We start from the raw sequence: 18,451 nt of genomic DNA on the forward strand, positions 1-18,451 counted from the left end.
CTGTCTCCTGTCTGACAACAGTTCAGCACATGGGACAAGACGAGGGGGGCGCCACGGGCGGACGTTCCAGGAATTTTCATCCTGCCTCAGCGGCCACCGCCATCGCACACATCGCCTGGATGCATTCGTGCAGCAGGAATCCCGCTCCCCCGCCGACCGGACTGATGTCGCCCACCGACTGCTCGGCGTGGCGGCGGGCGGCCCACACCAGCTGGAGGATCTGGGTGTCGGTGTCGAGGTCCCAATAGCCGGGGTCGCCGGGCGCGCGCACGCGTTCGCCGTTCGGCCTGGTGAACCGCCACTGCGACGGGACGCCACGGTCATCACCGATGTCGCGGGTGATCGTGACGCCGCCCTCGTGGATGACCACGTGATGGCGGCGGCACAGCAGGGCGAGGTTGTCGAGGTCGGTGAGCCCGGCGAGGAGCCAGGGAACCACGTGGTGTCCGTCGAGGCGGTGGGTGCTGGTGCAGCCCGGGTATTCACACATGCCGTTGGCGCGGACCATCAGCGCCCGGCGCTGGGCGCGCGAGATGAGACGCCGGCGGCGGCCGAAGTTGAGCACCGCCCCCTCGCCGTCGACCAGGGCCCCGACGACCGACCCGCTGCAGGCCAGCCGGGCGGCGGTCGCGCCCTCGATGGGACCACCTCCCTCGACATAGCCGGTTCCCGCGGGAACAGGAACGTGAGCCTCGGCGGCGGCGAGCACCTCCGCGTCGACGTGGACGACGACGAGGGCCTCGTCGGCCGGGGCGGCATCGGCGCGATAGCCCGCGCGACGTCGACCAGAGCCCTCGCACGGCACGGTTTCGGGGGCGGCTCAGGCATGCGCTCCTCGAACAGAACGGTGCGAGGAGGGGCCGGATCCGCGGCTGGGACCTCGGCGTCAACACCTTCGGCTGCCGCGACGGGCTCGTCATCGGCACCTCGTCGCTCCAGCTGCTGATCCGCGGCGGTGTCGAGGGCGGCGCGGACGACGGCGGCCTCGTCGGGCGGCAGGACGACGATCATGCGGATCATGCCGTCGCCCTGTTCGATCCAGGAGAACCTGCGGTTGGTCTCCTGCACGATGCGCGAGCCGGTGTGGGCGCGGTAGGTGCGGACCACCCGCGCCAGTTGGGCCGCGGTCATCTGGAGCGCGAGGTCACACAGTTTCGCCTCGTCGACCAGGCCGACGGCGCGGGTGACCTCCCGCACCTTCGAATAGGACAGCCTCCCGTCGGCCATCAGCTCCGACGTGCGCGGCATGCGCCGGAGCGCCCGGGCCACGCGTACGTGTTCGAGGGCCGTCAGCGGAGCCATCGAACACGCCCACGCCAGCCAGTGGGCGGTGTCGCGGATGTCGTTGAACCACCGCGAGCCGTCGCCGGCGTCGAACTCGCCGACCTTCACCAGCAGGTCGTGGTCGAGGCGCGCCTGGGCCGAGGCCTGGCCCGTGATGACGCCGGCGAGGCTGAGGGCCTGCTCCTGGCCCAACCGGTCGGCGGTCGCCCTGAGCGCGTCGATCTCGACGGCGATGTCGACGGCGATGTCGGCGGCGGCGCTGGACGGCGGCAGTTCGATGATGGTCATGGTCGTTCCCCCGGGGTTGGGTGGCGTGGTGGCGCGAAGGTGCGTACGACCAGTCAACGCGAGGGCTCTGACAATTCCCGGGTTCCCGCGGGAACTACTGGAACCCGTGCCGGGCCAGGGGATGGAGCAGTTCGCGCTCCTCGTACGCGAGGTGCGACAGCAACGTGTCGGTCAGCAGGTCGATCGCGTGCTGGAGTGCGTCGAGTCGCGTGCGTCCCTCGACTCCATAGGGGTTGCCCGTGACGAGGTCCACCAGCGCCCGGTCTACCGCCTCGAGCGTCTCGGCGATGACCTCGTGCTCCTCGACCAGCCGCTCGATGACCGGCTCGATGGCGGGATCGGCGCGCACGAGGTGGGTGAAGACCGAGTGGTCCTCGAGGGTGTGGTGGCCGGTGACGATGCGGCAGTAGGACTCGCAATAGGCGCCCAGCGACCAGTTGTTCTGGCGCAGCGACATCGTGTTGATCACCGACCGCGCGCCGCCCACCGTGAGATGTCCGCGCCGCACCTGGTCGACCACGTCGCGCAGCTGGGTCAGCTCGGCGCGGAGCTGGTCGTGCACGTCGATGAGGTGTTGGGGCCGGGCCTGCTGGGCGGCGGTGTACGCGGCCTCGCGCGGCACGGCGGCCCGCGGGCGCGAGGCCTCGTCCCACGGCAGGTCGCCGGTGAGGCGTACGCCGTCGTCGGGCGTGGGGCGGACGGCGCCGACGGCGACGGGCTCGGCGGCGGGGTCCGGGGTGAGCTCGGTGGCCGTGGACCGCTCCGGGGTGCCGAGATGGTGCGCCGTCTCGTCGGGATCGCGCTCGTCCCCGTCCTCACGCGCCCGCTCCGCCTCCACCAGCTCACGTACGCCCGGCGCGACCTCCGCCGCGAACCGTCGCAGGATGTCGGGGTCGTCGGTGCCGAGGATGAACGTGCTCATGCCCTCGTCGATCGCGAGACCGGCGAGCTGCTCGACCCAGTCGGTCGGCGTGCCGCGCAGGAAGTCGGCGGAGCGGCCGAACGCGCCGAAGATGTTGTAGATGCGGCGGATCGCCGCGGGGTCGCGGCCCGCCGCCACCGCGGCCTCGTCGACGCGCGCGTTCAGGTCGCCGAGCGCGGGCGGGTCCGCGTACCCCATCGACGGCACCCACCCGTCGGCCAGGCGGCCCGTGACGCGGAGCATCCGGGGCCCGTACGCGCCCAGCCAGATCTCGATCGGGTGGGCCGGCGCGGGGCCGGACTTCAGCCCGCGTACGCGGTGGTGCTCGCCGTCCACGCGCACCGTGCCCTCGCCGCGCCACACCTGGCGGATGACGTCGATGGCCTCAATGAGCGCGTCGACCGACTGGCCGGCGGCCAGCCGCGTGCCGCCGGCGGCCTCGATGGCGTCCCAGAACGCGCCGGTGCCGAGGCCGAGGTCGACGCGGCCGTGGGTCAGCAGGTCGAGCGTCGCGGCCGAGCGCGCGAGCACCACCGGCGGTCGCAGCGGCACGTTCGCGACGTTGGTCGACAGGCGCAGCGTCGACGTGCGGGCGCCGATCGCGCTCAGCAGCGTCCAGGTGTCGGCGTGCGCCGCCTGGTAGGGGTGGTCCTGGATCGACACGAGGTCGAGGCCGAGCGACTCCGCGAGCACGGCGAGCTCGACCACGCCGTCGGGGTCAGCGGCGGTCGGGGTCGGGAACAGTCCGAAGCGCAGGTCCTGGAGATGGTCGGGCATGGTTCATTGTGAACCAGAGGAACGTACGGTCAGACCCCGATCGCCGGCTGCGGGATCTTGCGCGCAAGCCCGCGTACGCCGCGCCCGATCGCGCCCTTCGCGGCGTCGGCGATGATGCGGCCCCGCGTACGCCCCTCTTCCTGGTTCGGCAGCGACAGCCGCATGATCTTCCACCACGCCGAACCTAGCTGGCGGTGCATGGGACCGATGACATAGCGCAGGCCGTGCTTCTCGAACAGCGCGCGGACGCGGGGCGCCGCCTCGTGGTAGCGGTTCGACGGCATGTCGGGGAACAGGTGGTGCTCGATCTGGTGGGACAGGTTGCCGGTCATCAGGTGGAAGAACTTCGAGCCGGAGATGTTGGCGGAGCCGAGCATCTGGCGGAGATACCACTCGTCCTTGGTCTCGCCCTCGATCGAGTCGGTCTCGAACGCCTCGACGCCGTCGGGGAAATGACCGCAGATGATGACCGAGTGGGTCCACACGTTGCGGACGAGGTTGGCCGTCGCGTTCGCCGCCATGGTGTGGAGGAACGACGGGCCCGACAACAGCGGGTGGAGGACGAAGTCCTTGCCGACCTGGCGGCCGACCTTGCGCAGCGTCGCCTTCGCCTTCTCGACGAAGACCTCCTTCTCGACGTGGCCCTGCTGGTATTCCAGCGTCTCCATGTCATAGAGCGCGATGCCGTATTCGAAGAAGATCGCGTTCAGCAGGTTCACCGGCGCCTGCACCAGCGAATAGAGCGTCCAGGGCTGCTTCTCGTCGACGCGCATGATGCCGTAACCGAGGTCGTTGTCGCGCCCGATCACGTTCGTGTAGGTGTGGTGGAGCTCGTTGTGGGTGTGCTTCCACTGCGCGGCGGGCGAGACGAAGTCCCACTCCCACGTGGTCGAGTGGATCTTCGGGTCGCGCATCCAGTCCCACTGGCCGTGGAGGACGTTGTGGCCGATCTCCATGTTCTCCATGATCTTGGCGATCGACAGCCCGGCGGTGCCGACGAGCCACGCCGGCGGGAAGATCGAGAACAGCAGCACCGCGCGGCTGGTCAGCTCGAGCAGGCGCTGGGTCTTGATGACGCGACGGATGTACGCGGCGTCAGCGGCGCCGCGCGACCCCATGATGTCGGCGCGGATCTGGTCGAGCTCGCGACCGATGTCGGCGATCTGCTCGGGGGTCAGCGCGACGCTGGTCTCGGTGGTGCGCTTCGCGGTCGTGCGCGAATCAGTGATGTCGGTATCGGTCGTGCGGGCCACGGTGGTCGTCATGGGCTCTCCTTCGGGGCGCTGCTCGGGGATCAGGTTCGGGGATCAGGGGATCAGGTTCAGGTCAGAGGTCGATCACGCACGTCCCGGCCGCGGCCGAGACGCAGGTCTGGATCATCACGGGGTCGTCGGTCGCGCTGTGGGTCTCGCCGGTGCGCAGGTCGCGCACCGTGCCCGTACGCAGGGGCGCGACGCAGCCGAAGCAGATGCCCATGCGGCAGCCCGACGGCATGAGGACGCCGGCGTCCTCGCCGACGTCGAGCAGGGGGCGGTCGCCGGGCGCGTCGACGTCCACGCCCGACTTCGCGAACGCCACGTCGCCGCCCTCGCCCGGCTCGGCGAGGACCGTCGGGCGGAACCGCTCGATGTGGAGCGCGTCGGCCAGGCCGGCCTCGGCCCAGTGGGACTCGAAGTCGTCCAGCATGGCCGCCGGGCCGCACGCCCACGTCTCGCGCTCGCGCCAGTCGGGCACCAGGGCGTCGAGCTGGTCGGCCGCGAGGCGTCCCTCGAGCTCGGTGTGGCGCTCGATCAGGCGTACGCGGTCGTCGGCCGCCAGCGCGCGCAGTTCGGGGCCGAACACGACCTCGTCGGCGCTGGGCGCGCTGTGGACGACGACGACGTCGCTGAGCTCGTCGGCGTGGCCGCGGAGCATGCCGATGACCGGCGTGATGCCGGAGCCGGCGGTGAGGAACAGGAGTCGCGCGGGCATCGTCTCCGGCAGCACGAACTCGCCCGCCGCCTGCTCGAGCATGACGAGGTCGCCGGCCTTGGCGGTGGTCGCGAGGTGGTTGCTGACCGCGCCGCCGAGGATGGGCTTCGCGGTGATGGTGAGGGTCGGGGAGCCGGCGGCCCCGGTGATCGAATAGGCGCGCCACTGGCGTACGCCGTCGACCTCGACGCCGATGCGGACGTATTGCCCCGGGACGTGGCCGCGCCAGTCGCGGCCGGGCTTGAGCTCGACCGTCACGGCCGAGCCGGACTCGCGACGGATGGCCACGATGCGGCCGCGCATGTCGGCCCCGGAACGCAGCGGATCGAACAGGTCGAGGTAGTCACCGGGGGTGCGCGGGGACGCGAGCGCCTCCGCGAGGCGGCGTACGCCGCCCAGCAGCGAGGAGGTCGACGCGGTGCTGGCACTCATGGGACAAGCCTAACCTACGGTCCCGTAAGTTACGACACCGTAGGGGGATTGGAGGGGTTCCTATGTCGACAATACGCCACCGTGCCGCGGTTGCCGACGCCCCCTAGAATCAGCCGGGTGACGACCTCCCCCACCCCCCTCGCCGCCCCGATCCTCGCGCTGGCCGGCGATCTCCTCGGCCCGCTGATCAACTGGCTCGTCGGCCTGATGGACGTGATCGGCGCCCCCGGAGCCGGGGTGGCTGTCGCGCTCGAGAACATCTTCCCGCCGATTCCCAGCGAGGTGATCCTCCCGCTGGCCGGCTTCACCGCCGCCCGCGGCCGGTTCAGCATGTTCGACGCCATCCTATGGACCACGATCGGCTCCACGGTCGGCGCCCTGGTCCTCTATGAGCTCGGGCGCCGACTCGGCATCGAGCGCCTGCGATCGCTGGCTCGGAAGATCCCGCTGATGAAGGTCTCCGACATCGACAAGACCGTCGCCTGGTTCGGCCGCCACGGCCGCCGCGCGGTGTTCTTCGGCCGCATGGTGCCGATGTTCCGCAGCTTCATCTCGATCCCCGCGGGCGTCCAGCGCATGCCGCTGCTCCAGTTCACGCTGTGGACCGCGGCCGGCAGCGCGGTGTGGAACACCGTCCTCGTGGGCGCGGGCTATGCCCTGGGGTCCCAGTGGTCGAAGGTCGAGAAATACACCGGGGTCTTCCAGAACGTCATCATCGTCGTCCTCGTCATCGCGCTCGCCTGGTTCATCGTCCACCGGGTGCGGCAGAAGCCGAGTCCTGAAAGCGAATGATCCGCTCCATCGCCTCGGCCACGGACGCGGCACCCGCGGCCAGGGAGATGCGTACGGTGGCGTGGCCGTGGACCGGGTCGAAGTCGGTGCCGGGCGTCACGGCGACCCGCTCGGCCTCCAGCAGGGCCTCGCACCACGCGCGGGAGTCGGCATACGCACCCAGCTGCGGGCGCGCGTACACGTAGAACGCGCCGTCGGCGGGCGCGACGTCGGTCCACCCGAGCGCCTCGAGACGGTCGAGCACCTCCCGCCGCGCCGCGGCGAACCCCGCCACCGCCTGCTCCGCCTCGGCGTACGCGGACTCGTCGAACGCGGCGAGCGCCGCGTGCTGGGCCGGCACCGGCGGGCAGAGCGCGGCGTTGCCGGCGAGCGACCCGAACCGCGCCCACAGGTCGCGCGGCACCAGCGCCCAGCCGAGGCGCCAGCCGGTCATCGCCCAGAACTTCGAGAACGACGAGACGACGATCGCCGAGCGGTCGTGGGCCCAGGCGCACTCGCCCGGTGAGGCGTCCGGCCCGAAGGTGATGCCGTGGTAGATCTCGTCGGAGATCAGGCGTACGCCGTTCTCGGCGCACCACCGCGCGATCGCCGCCAGCTGGTCGGCCGGGACCATCGTGCCGGTGGGGTTGGCCGGCGACGCGAGCACCAGCCCGGCCAGCGGGGCCCGCGCGTGGGCGTCCGCGAGCAGCTCGACCGTGGGCTGGAACCGCACCTCGGGGCCGCAGTCGAGCTCGACGACCTCACAGCCGAGCGCGCCGAGCAGGTTGCGGTAGGCGGGATAGCCCGGCCGCGCCATCGCCACGCGCGCCCCGGCGTCGAACGCCGCGAGGAAGGCAAGCAGGAACCCGCCCGACGACCCCGTCGTGATGGCGATGTCGTCCACGGCGACGTCGAGCGCATACCAGCGGGCGTAGTGGGCGGCGATCTGTGCGCGCAGCTCGTGCAGGCCGTACGCCGACGAATACCCGAGGTCGCTCCCGTCGGTCATCGACGCGGCCGCGCGGCGGCGTACGGCGGTGGGGGCGCCCTGGGCGGGCTCACCCACGCACAGCGAGATGACCTCGACGCCCTGCGCCCGCAGGTCCACGACCCGCTGGACGATGTTCATGACCTCGAAGGCGGGGATGTCGGACCTGCGCGACGGCTGCATGCGTGACGACGACATGGGCCGATCGTAGGGCCGCACCCGGCATCGACGAACCCGCCTAGGATCGACGCATGGGACGGGTCACCGCACGCCACCGCATCACGCGCATCGACGCCGACGGCGGTCGCCGCACGCGCGAGGACCACGTCGTCGCCGAGGAGCCGCTCGAGATCCGGGTGAACGGCGCCCCGCTCGCGGTGACCATGCGTACGCCGGGTCACGACATCGAACTCGCCCACGGATTCCTCGCGACCGAGGGGGTCATCGCGGGACGCGGCGACGTCGCGATCGCCCGCTACTGCGCCGGGGCGGTGGTGCCGGACGACGACCTGACCGAGGCGGGCTCCGGGGGGTTCGCGCAGAACACCTACAACGTCCTCGACGTGGCGCTCGCGCCGCAGGTGGCGCCCCCGTCGGTCGACGTGACGAGGAACTTCTACACGACCAGCTCGTGCGGGGTGTGCGGCAAGGCCAGCATCGACGCGATCCGCACCCAGATGCCGTGGGAGGTCGCCGACGACCCGGTGACGCTCAACCCGGCCGTCCTCGTCGCGCTCCCCGACCGGTTGCGCGAACACCAGCGCGCCTTCGACCGCACCGGCGGCCTGCACGCCGCCGGGTTGTTCACGCCCGCGGGTGACCTGCTCGTCGCGCGCGAGGACGTCGGCCGCCACAACGCCGTCGACAAGGTCATCGGCTGGGCGCTGCTGAACGACCGGCTCCCCCTGCGCGGCCACGTGCTCGTCGTCTCGGGACGCGCCAGCTTCGAGCTCACGCAGAAGGCCCTGATGGCCGCGATCCCCGCGCTGGTCGCGGTGTCCGCGCCCTCGTCGCTGGCCGTCGAGGTCGCGACCGAGGCCGGGCTGACGCTGCTGGGGTTCACGCGGGCGCCGTCGGCGAACGTGTACGCGCGGCCGGACCGGATCAGCGACGCATCGAGCGCCACGGCCTCGCCAGCGGATAGCGCCGCCCACTGACGTCGGTCGGCGACAACTCCACCAACACCGGCTTCGCCGTGCCGAGCCACGGCCGCAGACCGACCTGCTCGAGTCGCGCCCCCTCCGACGCGGGCAACACGTGGCCGTGGCCCCGCACCACCACGCTGCGGCCCACCTCGTCGGCGACCACGTCGACCTCGAACGCCAGGGGGCGATCCCCCACGACGGCCTCGAGCTTGCTGCCCTCGGCCGTGCGGAACACGATGGTGTGCTCGTCGACCGCATAGTTGATCGGCAGGATCGTCGCCTGGTCGTCGTCCGCCCAGGCGAGTCGGCCGAGCTCGGCCTCGTGGAGCAGCTCCCAGCACTCGTCACGGGTGAGGTGGGTGGGATCGGGGGTGGTCATGGCATACCTCCTGCGCGGCCGGCCGGACCTCCAGCCTAGACCGCGGCCCCCGGGGGTTGGAGGCGTTGCCTAAAATGGGCCGGACCGCATCCGAGACCCCAGGAGCCCCTCCGTGCCGACGTCCTTCCGCGTGCCCGGGCGCACCCTTCTGGCGAGCGCGATCGCGGCGACCCTCGTCGCTGCGACCGCCTGCGGCGGAGGCGCCGACGGCAAGGGCGCGGCGCCGACGCCCAAGCCCCAGACCGCCGACGAGGCGGGCCGCGACCTCGCGCAACGGCTCACCTCCGGTGACCTCGCGGGCTTCCCCGTCAAGAGCGGTGACCCCAGCAAGGACCTGGCCGACGTGCTCAAGGGCATGGGAGGTCTGCGACCCGACGTGAAGATGGACCAGACGATCCGCAACGGCACCGGGGCGACGGTGAACCTCGACTACACCTGGCCGCTGTCCTATCCGTGGACCTATCGCGCCAAGGCGACCCTCGCCAACGACGGCGGAACCTGGAAGCTCGTCTGGACCCCGGAGGCCATCCACCCGTCGCTCTCGCCGGAGACACGGCTCGAGCGGACCGTCGGCAGCGGTTCGCGCGGCGGCATCACCGGAGCCCAGGGCGCCGTGCTCGTCGGGTCCTCCCCCGCCCTGATGGTCGGCATCGACAAGGCGAAGGCCGGCGGTGCGGCCGAGACCTCGGCCCGGGCACTCGCCGAACTGCTGCTCATCGACCCCGCGGCGTACGCGGACCGCGTCGCCAAGGCCCCCGCCGACGCCCGGGTCGACGCCATCGGCGTCCACCGCAACGCGCTGCCGTGGGGCGCCCTCGACAGGATCCCGGGAGCCGTCCAGCGCGAGATGACCCTGCCGGTCGGCCGCGACCCGGGTTTCGCCCGCTCCATCGTCGGCACCGTCACCACCGCGACGCCCGCCGATGCCGCCGCGTCGCAGGGCCGCGTGGGCGCGGGCGACATCATCGGCCGCAGCGGCCTGCAGGAGCGCTTCGACGACACGCTGCGCGGTGGTGGCGAGAGCAAGGTCTTCCTCGCCCCGCGGGCCGCCGAGGTGGGCTCCACCGAGCCCAAGAAGGACACGATCCTGGCCGACTTCCAGGCCCGAGAGGGCACCAGCGTCGTGACGACGATCGACGCCAACCTCCAGTCCGCGGCCGAGGACGTCCTCGTCACCGCGAACGTCCCCATCGCCGTCGCCGCCGTCCGGACGAGCGACGGGGCGATCCTCGCCGCGGCCGAGAGCCCGGCGGGTCGCGGTCGCCCCGATGCGACCACCGGCGAGTTCCACCCCGGCCTGGCCGCCTCGCCGGCGGCCGTGCTCGCCCTCGTGCGCGCGGGCGCGAAACCGTCCGACAAGGTGACCTGCGAGAAGTCGGCCACGGTCGGCGGCGCGACCATCGACCGCCCGGCCAGCGCGTCGGCCAGCGGCTCCATGACGCTCGCCCAGGCAGCGGCGCGCGGCTGCTCCCCGGCGCTGGCCCAACAGGCCGGCCGCGTCCAGCCCCAGGCGTACGCCGACGCCCTCGCCGACCTCGGCCTCACCGGCCAGCCCGACCTGGGCTTCGCCGCGAGGCTCGGCGCCGCGGGCGACCTGGCCGCCGAGGGGGGCCGGGCCCAGGCCCTGGCCGGCACCGACCAGCTCACCGCCTCGCCGCTGGGGCTCGCCGCCATGGCCGCGACGATCTCGTCGGGCCGCCCCGTGGTGCCGTGGGTGACCGAGCGGTTCCGCCCCACGTCCGACAAGCAGCTCGCCCCCGAGGAGCTGAAGGCACTCCAGGACCTCATGAAGGCGGGCGGCGCCTCGATCAGCGGGCTGCAGGGCGGCATCGACGGCGACGTCGACGGACGCCGCGTGGTGGTGGGCTACAGCAAGGACATCGCGTACGCGGTGGTCATCGGCGACGCCAAGACGTCGCGGGTGACGGCCGAATCACTGATCACGAAGATGGCCGCGGGCGCCGCCCGTTCGGGATCGACCGCCAAGCCGACCAGGAAGTCCTGACCCGTGGGGTCCTTACGGCGCCGGGCTGCGGGCCTGTCGGCCGTCGTCGCGCTCTCCCTGGGAGTCGCGTCGTGCGGCACCCCCGGCGGCGCGCCGCCGCCGCCCAAGGACGGGCCGGATCCCGCGCCGGCGATCGAGCAGCTCGCAGCCGGGCTCGGCCGGGGCGACCTGACCGGGACGGCGGCGACGGTCGACCCGAACCCCCAGCTCGCCGAGATCCTCCGCGGCATGGATGGGCTGCGGCCCCAGGTCACCGTCACCGGGCAGCGCCGCACCGGACCCGACGTGACCGTCGACCTCGCGTACCGGTGGCCGTTCGCGCCGAACGCGTGGACCTATGCGACCACCGCCGGGCTGACCTGGAAGAACGACGCGTGGACGCTGGTCTGGCAGCCGTCGGTCGTCCACCCGGCCCTCCGCGTCGACACCCGCCTGGTGCACACCAGCGGCCAGGCCGACCGCGGCCGCATCACCGGGGCGGGCGGAACCCCGCTGACCGAGACCCAGCAGCTGGCGCGCGTCGGCATCGACAAGGCCCGCGTCCCCGCCGACCAGGCGGAGGCTGCGGCCCAGAGACTCGCGACGGCGTACGGGGTCGACGCGGAACGGTACGCGGCCGCGGTGCGCGGCGCCGGGCCGCAGCAGTTCGTGGAGGCCATCACGGTGCGGGCGAACCACCCCGATCCGGCCGGGTGGCGCGACATCCCCGGCGCCATCAAGGTGGCGGTGCGCCGCAGCGTGGCCGTCGACCGCGAACTGGCGCCCGAGATCATCGGCACGGTCGCCGAGGCCACCCCCCAGCAGGTCGCCGAGTCCAGGGGCGGCCTGTTCCCCGGCGACCAGGCCGGGTCGACCGGCCTGCAGAAGCGGTGGGACGAGTCCCTGCGGGGCCGCCCGTCGACGCGCGTCGCGATCGTGCCGCGCGCCGCCACCCCGTCGCCCACGGCCTCACCGGGCGCAACGCCGGCCCCCGCCCCGAGCCCGTCGGCGCCGCCCGAGGTGGTCTTCGAGTCGCCCGCGACACCCGGGCAGGACCTCGCGACGAGCCTCGACCTCGAACTGCAGAAGAAGGCCGAAACGGTGATGGCGCGGGTGCCCGGCGCCGCGTCCCTCGTGGCGATCCGGCCCTCGACCGGCCGCGTGGTCGCCGCCGCGAACGCGGCGGGGAGCAACGGCAACCCCGACGCGACGTTCGGGAAATATGCCCCCGGCTCCACGTTCAAGGTCGTGACCGCGCTGGCCCTGCTGCGCTCGGGCCTCACGCCCGATTCGCCCCTGAAGTGCACCGAGACGGTGACGGTCGACGGGCGCACGTTCAAGAACTACTCCGACTTCCCGGCGTCGCGGATCGGCACGCTGAGTCTCGCGCAGGCCCTCGCGTACTCCTGCAACACCGCGCTGATCGCCGAGCACCAGCGCGTGTCGCCCGCCCAGCTGCGCGACGCCGCGGCCTCGCTGGGACTGGGCCAGGACTTCGACGCCGGGTTCCCGTCGTTCTTCGGCCAGGCCGGCGAGCCCGCCAACGTCGTGGGCCTGGCCGAGACCATGATCGGCCAGGGGAAGGCCGAGGCCTCGCCCATGGCCATGGCCGCCGTCGCCGCGTCGGTCCGGGCCGGCCACACCGTCATCCCCCAGCTCATCGACGCCAAGGCCCCGCCGGCCCCCCGCGTACCCCTCACCACCGGCGAGGCCGACGCCCTGGGCCGCATGATGCGCGGGGTCGTCGACGGCGGCACCGGCGCGTCGCTGCGCGGCGTGGCGCAGGGCGCGAAGACCGGCACGGCCGAATACGGCACGGCGACACCCCCGCGGACGCACGCCTGGATGATCGCGTACGCCGACGACCTGGCCGTGGCCGTCTGGGTCGCCGACGGCGACTCGGGGTCGACGACGGCCGGGCCGATCGTGAAGGCGTTCCTAGGCTGACGGCAACGGCGCCGTCCCAACCTGTGCCTTCGCTGAAGTGATGGTGGGTGCTCTGGTCTGGTGCACCCACCTGGGATGAAGATGGGACCCATGGCCCGACTGAACCAGCAGCTCGTGAACCGGCGCGCGTGGGAGCGCCTGGGGTTCGGCGCGTCGCCGCAGGAGCGCGGCCAGCACACCGACGCCATCGCCGCCCTGCTCACCCGCCCCGACACCGATCCCGGCGCCGCGGCGACGCCGCCGCCCGAGATGCGCCCGCGGCCGAAGATCACCAGCAAGTCCTCGGTCCAGGAGATGCGCGAGGCCAACGAGATCGAGGAGGCCAACCGCCAGGCCATGACGCGGTGGTGGCTGGTCCGCATGGCGACCGCCCACGACCAGTTGAGCGAGCGCATGACCTGGTTCTGGCACGGCCACTTCGCCACCTCGGTCGGCAAGGTGACGCCCAATGCGCTGATGCTGACGCAGAACGAGACCCTGCGCCGCCACGCGCTCGGCGACTTCCGCGAGTTGGCGCGGGCCATGGTCGTCGACCCCGCGCTGATCCTGTGGCTCGACGGCCAGCGCAACAACGCGAAGTCGCCCAACGAGAACCTCGCCCGCGAGCTGATGGAGCTGTTCTGCCTCGGGGTCGGCAACTACACCGAGGCCGACGTGCGCGAGGGAGCGCGCGCCCTCACCGGGTGGCAGGTCACCGACGGGCGCGCCGTGCTCAACCCGAAGCAGCAGGACGCCCGTCCGACGACGATCTTCGGCCACACCGGCACCCACGACGCACGCGCCTTCGTCGACCTCTGCCTGGCCCGGCCCGAGTCCGCGGCCTTCGTGGTCGACCGCGTGTGGTTCCGCTTCATGGGCGAGCGGCCCGCCCCCGCGGCGACGAGGGCGCGGCTGCTGTCGGCGTACGCGGGGGGCGACATCCGCGCGCTGATGGGCGCGCTCGCCCGCGACCCGGCGTTCTCCGACGACGCCTACGCGATGGTGAGGTCGCCCGTCGACTGGTTCGTCGGCGTGGTGCGCGCCGTCGGGGCCGACCTGCGGACCTGGGAGCCCAAGGCCCTCGATTCGGTGATCGGCCTGCTGCGGCGCATGGGCCAGGTCCCGTTCGTGCCCCCGTCGGTCGGGGGCTGGCCGTCGGGGCAGGTGTGGTTGTCGTCGTCGCCGTCACTGGCCCGGACCCAGCTGGCCTCCCAGATCGCGGCGTCGGCCAAGCTCTCGGCGCGCCGCCCTGCTGACGGCCAGACCGTCGCCGAGGCGTGGGCGCGGGCGTTCGGCGTGACGTGGACGCCCCGCACGCGCACCGCGCTGGCCAAGGTCGACACCAACATGGCGCACGCCTTCGTCGTCGCCGCCTGTTCGCCTGAAGTCGTGATCAGCCGATGAGGAGCATCCGATGAGCACACCCAGCCTCCCGCCGCTCGAGGGCGGATCGACCGCGGTCCCGCGCGCGACGCGACGGCGCTTCCTGGCCTGGACGGGCGCGACCGCCGGTCTGGCGGCGGCCGGTGTCGGTGGCGCGGTCACGTGGGAGCACCTGCAGCGGCGGGCCGTCGAGACACCCCTGTCGACGACGGACAGCGTCCTGGTGCTGGTCACGCTCTACGGCGGCAACGACGGACTCGGCACCGTGATCCCGGCCGGCGACGTGGCCTATCAGCAGGCGCGGCCCCAGCTCGCGTACAAGCCCGAGGAGACCCTCGGGCTGGGCGACGGACTCGGCCTCAACCCCGGGATGACCGGGATGAAGGGGCTGTGGGACGACCACCGGCTCGCCATCGTGCGCGGCGTGGGCTATCCGCAGCCCGACCACAGCCACTTCCGGTCGATGGCGATCTGGCAGACCGCCGACCCGCGCCGCCCCCAGCCGTCGGGCTGGATCGGGCGCTGGCTCGACACCACCAACGACCCGCTGCGCGCGATCTCCCTGGAGTCGACCCTCCCGCCGGTCCTCGTCGGTGAGCGGCTGGCGGGCGTCACGTGCCCGCCGCGGGGCCTCAAGCTCGGCGGTGGCGGGCTGGGCGATGCGCTGATGTTGCTCGGCCAGTCCGACGGCGGGGACACCCCGCTGATGGCCGAGGCGGCGAAGTCGTACGCGGCCCTCCAGCGCGCCATGACCCAGCTCAACCCCGCGGTGGATCGCCACCGTGAGGACGAGACCGCCTGGCCGCCGGCCCATGACCCCGGCGCGGCCACGCGGACCGGCGGCGCGGAGGGGCTGCGCGGCCAGCTCGCCCTCGCCGCGACCATGATCGAGATGGGCCTCCCGACGCGCGTCTATTCGGTGTCGCTCGGCGGCTTCGACACCCACGCCGGGGAGCGCGACGCCCAGGAACGGCTGCTGGGCCAGCTCGACCAGGCCCTGGTCGACTTCCAGCGCCGGCTCGACGCCAGCGGCCGGGGATCCCGGGTCGTGACGGTCGTGCACTCCGAGTTCGGCCGTCGGGTGCAGGCCAACGCCTCGCAGGGCACCGACCACGGCACGGCGGGGCCCATGTTCGTCATGGGCGACGCGGTCCGGCCGGGCTTCCACGGCGACCAGCCGAGCCTGACCGACCTCGATGACGGCGACCTGAAGGTGACGGTGGATTTTCGGTCGGTCTATGCGAACCTGCTCCATCGCGTGCTCGGCAGCGACCCGGCCCAGCACCTGGGCGGGTGGGACAAGGAACTGCCCGTCGTGGCCTAGCCGCCGCGCAGGAGGTCAGCCGCGTTCCTCGAGGCGCTTCATCACCGGTGTCGCCGCCACGCCGTGCACGATGACCGAGACCAGCACGGCGAACCCGACCGTCGCCCAGAGCTGCTCGGCCCCGGGGAAGGTGGCGTGGCCGGTGGCGTACGCGAGGTAATAGAGCGAACCGATGCCGCGAACGCCGAAGAAGGCGATCGCGCGCCGCTCGGGTCCCGAGACGGGACGGTTCCCGATGCGCTCGCGGTCGGCGAACAGGGCGAGGGACGCGTACGCGGCCACCGGCCGCACGACGAGGATCAGCAGGATTGCCACCAGGGCGCCCTGCCAGGTCAGGGCCTTCAGCAGGCCGTCGGACAGCGCGACGCCGAGCAGCAGCAGGGCGACGAGGGTGACGAGTTGCTCGAGACGCTCGATCATCTCGTGCATCTGGCGGTGGTAGTCGTGGTGGCGCTCGGTCGACCGCAACGTCATGGCCGCCGCGAAGACGGCGATGAAGCCATAGCCCTCGACGAGCTCGGCCAGCCCGTAGGTCAGCAGCAGCACCGCCAGCGCCAGCAGGGGTTCGCCCTTCTCTGCCACGCGCAGTGCGTCGGCGCGGGAACGGAAGGCGATCCGCGCGAGCAGCCACCCGCACAGCACGCCGACGGCGACACCGACGACGATCTTGCCGACGAGCTCCCAGCCGAACCAGTGCAGGCCCCACTCCTGGACGGGGCCCTTCGACGCCAGGAAGATCGCCGCGTAGACGAAAGGAAAGGCCAGCCCGTCGTTGAGCCCGGCCTCGGAGGTGAGGGCGAACCGCACCTCGTCGGACTCGTCGACCTCGGCGGAGCCGACGGGCTGGTCGGCGTCGTCGCCCTCGTCGTCCTTGTCGTCGTCCCTGTCGTCATCCCGGCGCGTGCTGTCGGTGGCCGGGCCCTCGACCTGGACGTCGGAGGCGAGCACGGGGTCGGTCGGGGACAGCGCCGCGCCCAGCAGGACGGCGGAGGCGATCGGCAGTCCCATGAGGCCCCAGCCGAGGACCGCCACGCCGGCGATGCACAGTGGCATGGCGATGCCAAGCAGGCGCCACGTCGCCGACCACGCCCGCCACGAACCGCGGTCGCGGAACGAGAGGGGGCGGTCGAGCGCGAGGCCCACGCCCATGAGGGCGACGAGGACGCAGAACTCGGTGAGGTGCTCGGTGAGGTTGCGCTGCTTGAGCGGGGAGACGAACGTGACGCTGATCGGCAACATGCCGATGATGACTCCCACGCCGATGAGGATGATCGGCGCCGACAGGGGGATGCGGCGCAGCGCGACGGGGAGGACGACCGCCAACAGGAGCGCCAGCCCGGTGACGACATAGGTCGCGGAGATCGCCATGGGGGATATGTCTACACGAGATCGGCGGGGCGGCGCCCACGGGACCGAATAGCCTCGCGTGCATGACCGCCCTGCTGGCCGCCCTCCCCCTGCTCGCGGCGCTCGCCTGTCTGGCGCTGCGGGTCTCGGCGCCGCGGGCCGCGGTGCTCTCGATCGCCGTCGCCGGCGTACTGGCCGCGACCCGGTTCCGCGTCCCGGGCGGCCGGCTGGCCGATGCGGGGCTCGCGCTGGCTCCGACGCTCGCGGAGGTGCTCGCCATCCTCTTCGGCGGCGTCCTGCTGGCCGGGGTGCTGGCGGCCACCGGCGCCCAGGAGCGCATCGCGGCCTGGATCGAGCGGGCCTCGGCCGGCAGCGGCGAGTCGGCGGCGCTGCTCATGGTGCTGGGCCTGACGCCGTTCGCCGAGTCGGTGACGGGCTTCGGGCTGGGAGCAGTGGTGGCCGTGCCGCTGCTGCTCCACCTGGGGTTCGGCCCGGTCAAGGCGGTCACGCTGGGCCTGATGGGCTTGTTCCTGACCGCCTGGGGCGCGCTGGCACCGGGAAGCCTCGTCTCGGCGTCGCTGGGCGGCGTACCCCTGCACGAGATCGGCGTACGCAGCGCCCTGATCGCCCCCGTCCCGATCGTGGCTACGGGTCTGACGGCCCTCGTCGTGGTCCACGGCCGCCGGGTCACCGGGGCCCACCTCGGCGAGCTCGCCCTCGCGTCGGCGGCGCTGTGGGGCGGCCTGATGGCGATCAATGCCCTGCTCGGACCGGCGCTCGGCGGGGCGATCGGGGGGCTCTGCGCGGCGGCGGCGTGCCTGCTGCGGTTCCGGTTCGTGCACCGCGTGGACCTGGCGATGGACCGTGCGACCCTGCGGGCGTTCACCCCGTACGCGGTGCTCGTGGTGGGCCTGCTCGCGTCGACGCTGGTCGTGCGCGGGCTGGAGTCGGGCGGGATCGCGGTGCCCGGCGTCGCGCGGCTGCTGACCCACGGGTCGGTCTGGTCGCTGGTGGCCGGGGTGACCGGCATGGCGCTGCTGGGGCTGAGGGGGGACGCGGCGCGGGACGTCGTCGTCGCGGCGGCGCGGAAATGGTGGCCGGTCGGTGTGGCCACGGGTGGGTTCCTGGTGTTGGGGGCGCTGCTGACCGCGACCGGCATGAGCGCGGAGGTCGCCCGGGCGCTGGCGTCGATGGGGCCCGCGTACCTCTTCGTATCGTCGTTCGTCGCAGGCCTGGGGGGCTACATCGCCGGCTCGAACGCCGGGGCGAACGCGATGTTCGCCGCGAGCCAGGCCCAGGCGGCCACCCAGCTCGGGGTGGCGAAGGGCCACCTGCTGGCCATCCAGAACGTGGGGTCCGGCGTGCTGACCATCGCTGCCCCGACCCGGGTCGCGCTCGCCGTGGCCATGGTCGACGCGGACGCGGCGGAGACGACGGGCGCGGCGAACCGAACCCTGCTGGGCCTGGGGCTCGTGGTGATGGTGGGGCTCGGGGTCATCGGTGTGGTCGCCGCGTGAGCCATTCCTGACC

Annotated in this window: 14 protein-coding genes and 1 pseudogene; 7 read left to right on the forward strand and 8 right to left on the reverse strand. The window is 72.8% G+C overall.

The window, feature by feature from the left end; translation table 11 throughout:
* Window positions 1-76: 76 nt before the first annotated feature.
* From ACYVAG_RS15600 to ACYVAG_RS15620, 5 genes and pseudogenes are all read right to left on the reverse strand, one after another.
* Entirely contained in the window at window positions 77-805 is a 729-nt protein-coding gene (locus tag ACYVAG_RS15600) for an HNH endonuclease (protein ID WP_460771171.1), read from the reverse strand.
* 134 nt (window positions 806-939) lie between these two features.
* Window positions 940-1,572 (reverse strand): annotated as a pseudogene (locus ACYVAG_RS15605) (DUF222 domain-containing protein); the annotation flags it as partial.
* A gap of 94 nt (window positions 1,573-1,666) precedes the next feature.
* Complete coding sequence (locus ACYVAG_RS15610; protein ID WP_460771173.1) at window positions 1,667-3,271, reverse strand: LLM class flavin-dependent oxidoreductase; 1,605 nt, start codon at window positions 3,269-3,271, stop codon at window positions 1,667-1,669.
* A 29-nt stretch (window positions 3,272-3,300) separates the two neighbouring features.
* Window positions 3,301-4,536: a fatty acid desaturase family protein gene (locus tag ACYVAG_RS15615; RefSeq protein WP_460771174.1), complete on the reverse strand. Its 1,236-nt coding sequence runs from the start codon at window positions 4,534-4,536 to the stop codon at window positions 3,301-3,303.
* A 61-nt stretch (window positions 4,537-4,597) separates the two neighbouring features.
* Complete coding sequence (locus ACYVAG_RS15620) at window positions 4,598-5,674, reverse strand: ferredoxin reductase (protein ID WP_460771176.1); 1,077 nt, start codon at window positions 5,672-5,674, stop codon at window positions 4,598-4,600.
* A gap of 117 nt (window positions 5,675-5,791) precedes the next feature.
* On the opposite strand from ACYVAG_RS15620, the gene ACYVAG_RS15625 reads away from it, so the two are divergent.
* Complete coding sequence (locus ACYVAG_RS15625; protein WP_460771179.1) at window positions 5,792-6,466, forward strand: DedA family protein; 675 nt, start codon at window positions 5,792-5,794, stop codon at window positions 6,464-6,466.
* Here the strand turns inward: ACYVAG_RS15625 and ACYVAG_RS15630 are convergent.
* The gene (locus ACYVAG_RS15630) at window positions 6,420-7,631 is read right to left on the reverse strand and encodes a pyridoxal phosphate-dependent aminotransferase (protein ID WP_460771181.1); all 1,212 of its coding nucleotides are present in this window, start codon (window positions 7,629-7,631) and stop codon (window positions 6,420-6,422) included. The two genes, ACYVAG_RS15625 and ACYVAG_RS15630, sit on opposite strands and share 47 nt — an antisense overlap.
* A 53-nt stretch (window positions 7,632-7,684) precedes the next feature.
* Between ACYVAG_RS15630 and fdhD the strand changes: the two genes are divergently transcribed.
* Window positions 7,685-8,590, forward strand: coding sequence for a formate dehydrogenase accessory sulfurtransferase FdhD (gene fdhD / locus ACYVAG_RS15635; RefSeq protein ID WP_460771182.1), 906 nt, complete (start codon window positions 7,685-7,687; stop codon window positions 8,588-8,590).
* Here the strand turns inward: fdhD and ACYVAG_RS15640 are convergent.
* Window positions 8,538-8,957, reverse strand: coding sequence for a pyridoxamine 5'-phosphate oxidase family protein (locus ACYVAG_RS15640; protein WP_460771185.1), 420 nt, complete (start codon window positions 8,955-8,957; stop codon window positions 8,538-8,540). The genes fdhD and ACYVAG_RS15640 overlap by 53 nt on opposite strands.
* A 112-nt stretch (window positions 8,958-9,069) precedes the next feature.
* Between ACYVAG_RS15640 and ACYVAG_RS15645 the strand changes: the two genes are divergently transcribed.
* The 4 genes from ACYVAG_RS15645 to ACYVAG_RS15660 all read left to right on the forward strand — a co-directional run bounded on the left by ACYVAG_RS15645 (window position 9,070) and on the right by ACYVAG_RS15660 (window position 15,574).
* Window positions 9,070-10,962 (forward strand): penicillin-binding transpeptidase domain-containing protein, encoded by a 1,893-nt coding sequence (locus tag ACYVAG_RS15645; protein WP_460771187.1) that lies wholly within the window; start codon window positions 9,070-9,072, stop codon window positions 10,960-10,962.
* A gap of 3 nt (window positions 10,963-10,965) precedes the next feature.
* The gene (locus tag ACYVAG_RS15650; protein WP_460771190.1) at window positions 10,966-12,888 is read left to right on the forward strand and encodes a penicillin-binding transpeptidase domain-containing protein; all 1,923 of its coding nucleotides are present in this window, start codon (window positions 10,966-10,968) and stop codon (window positions 12,886-12,888) included.
* A 90-nt stretch (window positions 12,889-12,978) separates the two neighbouring features.
* Complete coding sequence (locus tag ACYVAG_RS15655) at window positions 12,979-14,271, forward strand: DUF1800 domain-containing protein (RefSeq protein WP_460771192.1); 1,293 nt, start codon at window positions 12,979-12,981, stop codon at window positions 14,269-14,271.
* A gap of 10 nt (window positions 14,272-14,281) precedes the next feature.
* Window positions 14,282-15,574, forward strand: coding sequence for a DUF1501 domain-containing protein (locus tag ACYVAG_RS15660; RefSeq protein WP_460771193.1), 1,293 nt, complete (start codon window positions 14,282-14,284; stop codon window positions 15,572-15,574).
* A 15-nt stretch (window positions 15,575-15,589) separates the two neighbouring features.
* Here ACYVAG_RS15660 and ACYVAG_RS15665 read toward each other — a convergent pair whose 3' ends face one another.
* Window positions 15,590-16,942, reverse strand: a complete 1,353-nt coding sequence (locus ACYVAG_RS15665; protein WP_460771194.1) for a cation:proton antiporter — start codon at window positions 16,940-16,942, stop codon at window positions 15,590-15,592.
* Window positions 16,943-17,004: 62 nt separating this feature from the next.
* On the opposite strand from ACYVAG_RS15665, the gene ACYVAG_RS15670 reads away from it, so the two are divergent.
* The gene (locus ACYVAG_RS15670; RefSeq protein ID WP_460771196.1) at window positions 17,005-18,438 is read left to right on the forward strand and encodes an L-lactate permease; all 1,434 of its coding nucleotides are present in this window, start codon (window positions 17,005-17,007) and stop codon (window positions 18,436-18,438) included.
* The last annotated feature ends 13 nt before the right edge of the window (window positions 18,439-18,451 follow it).

Source organism: Mariniluteicoccus flavus, assembly GCF_054776655.1.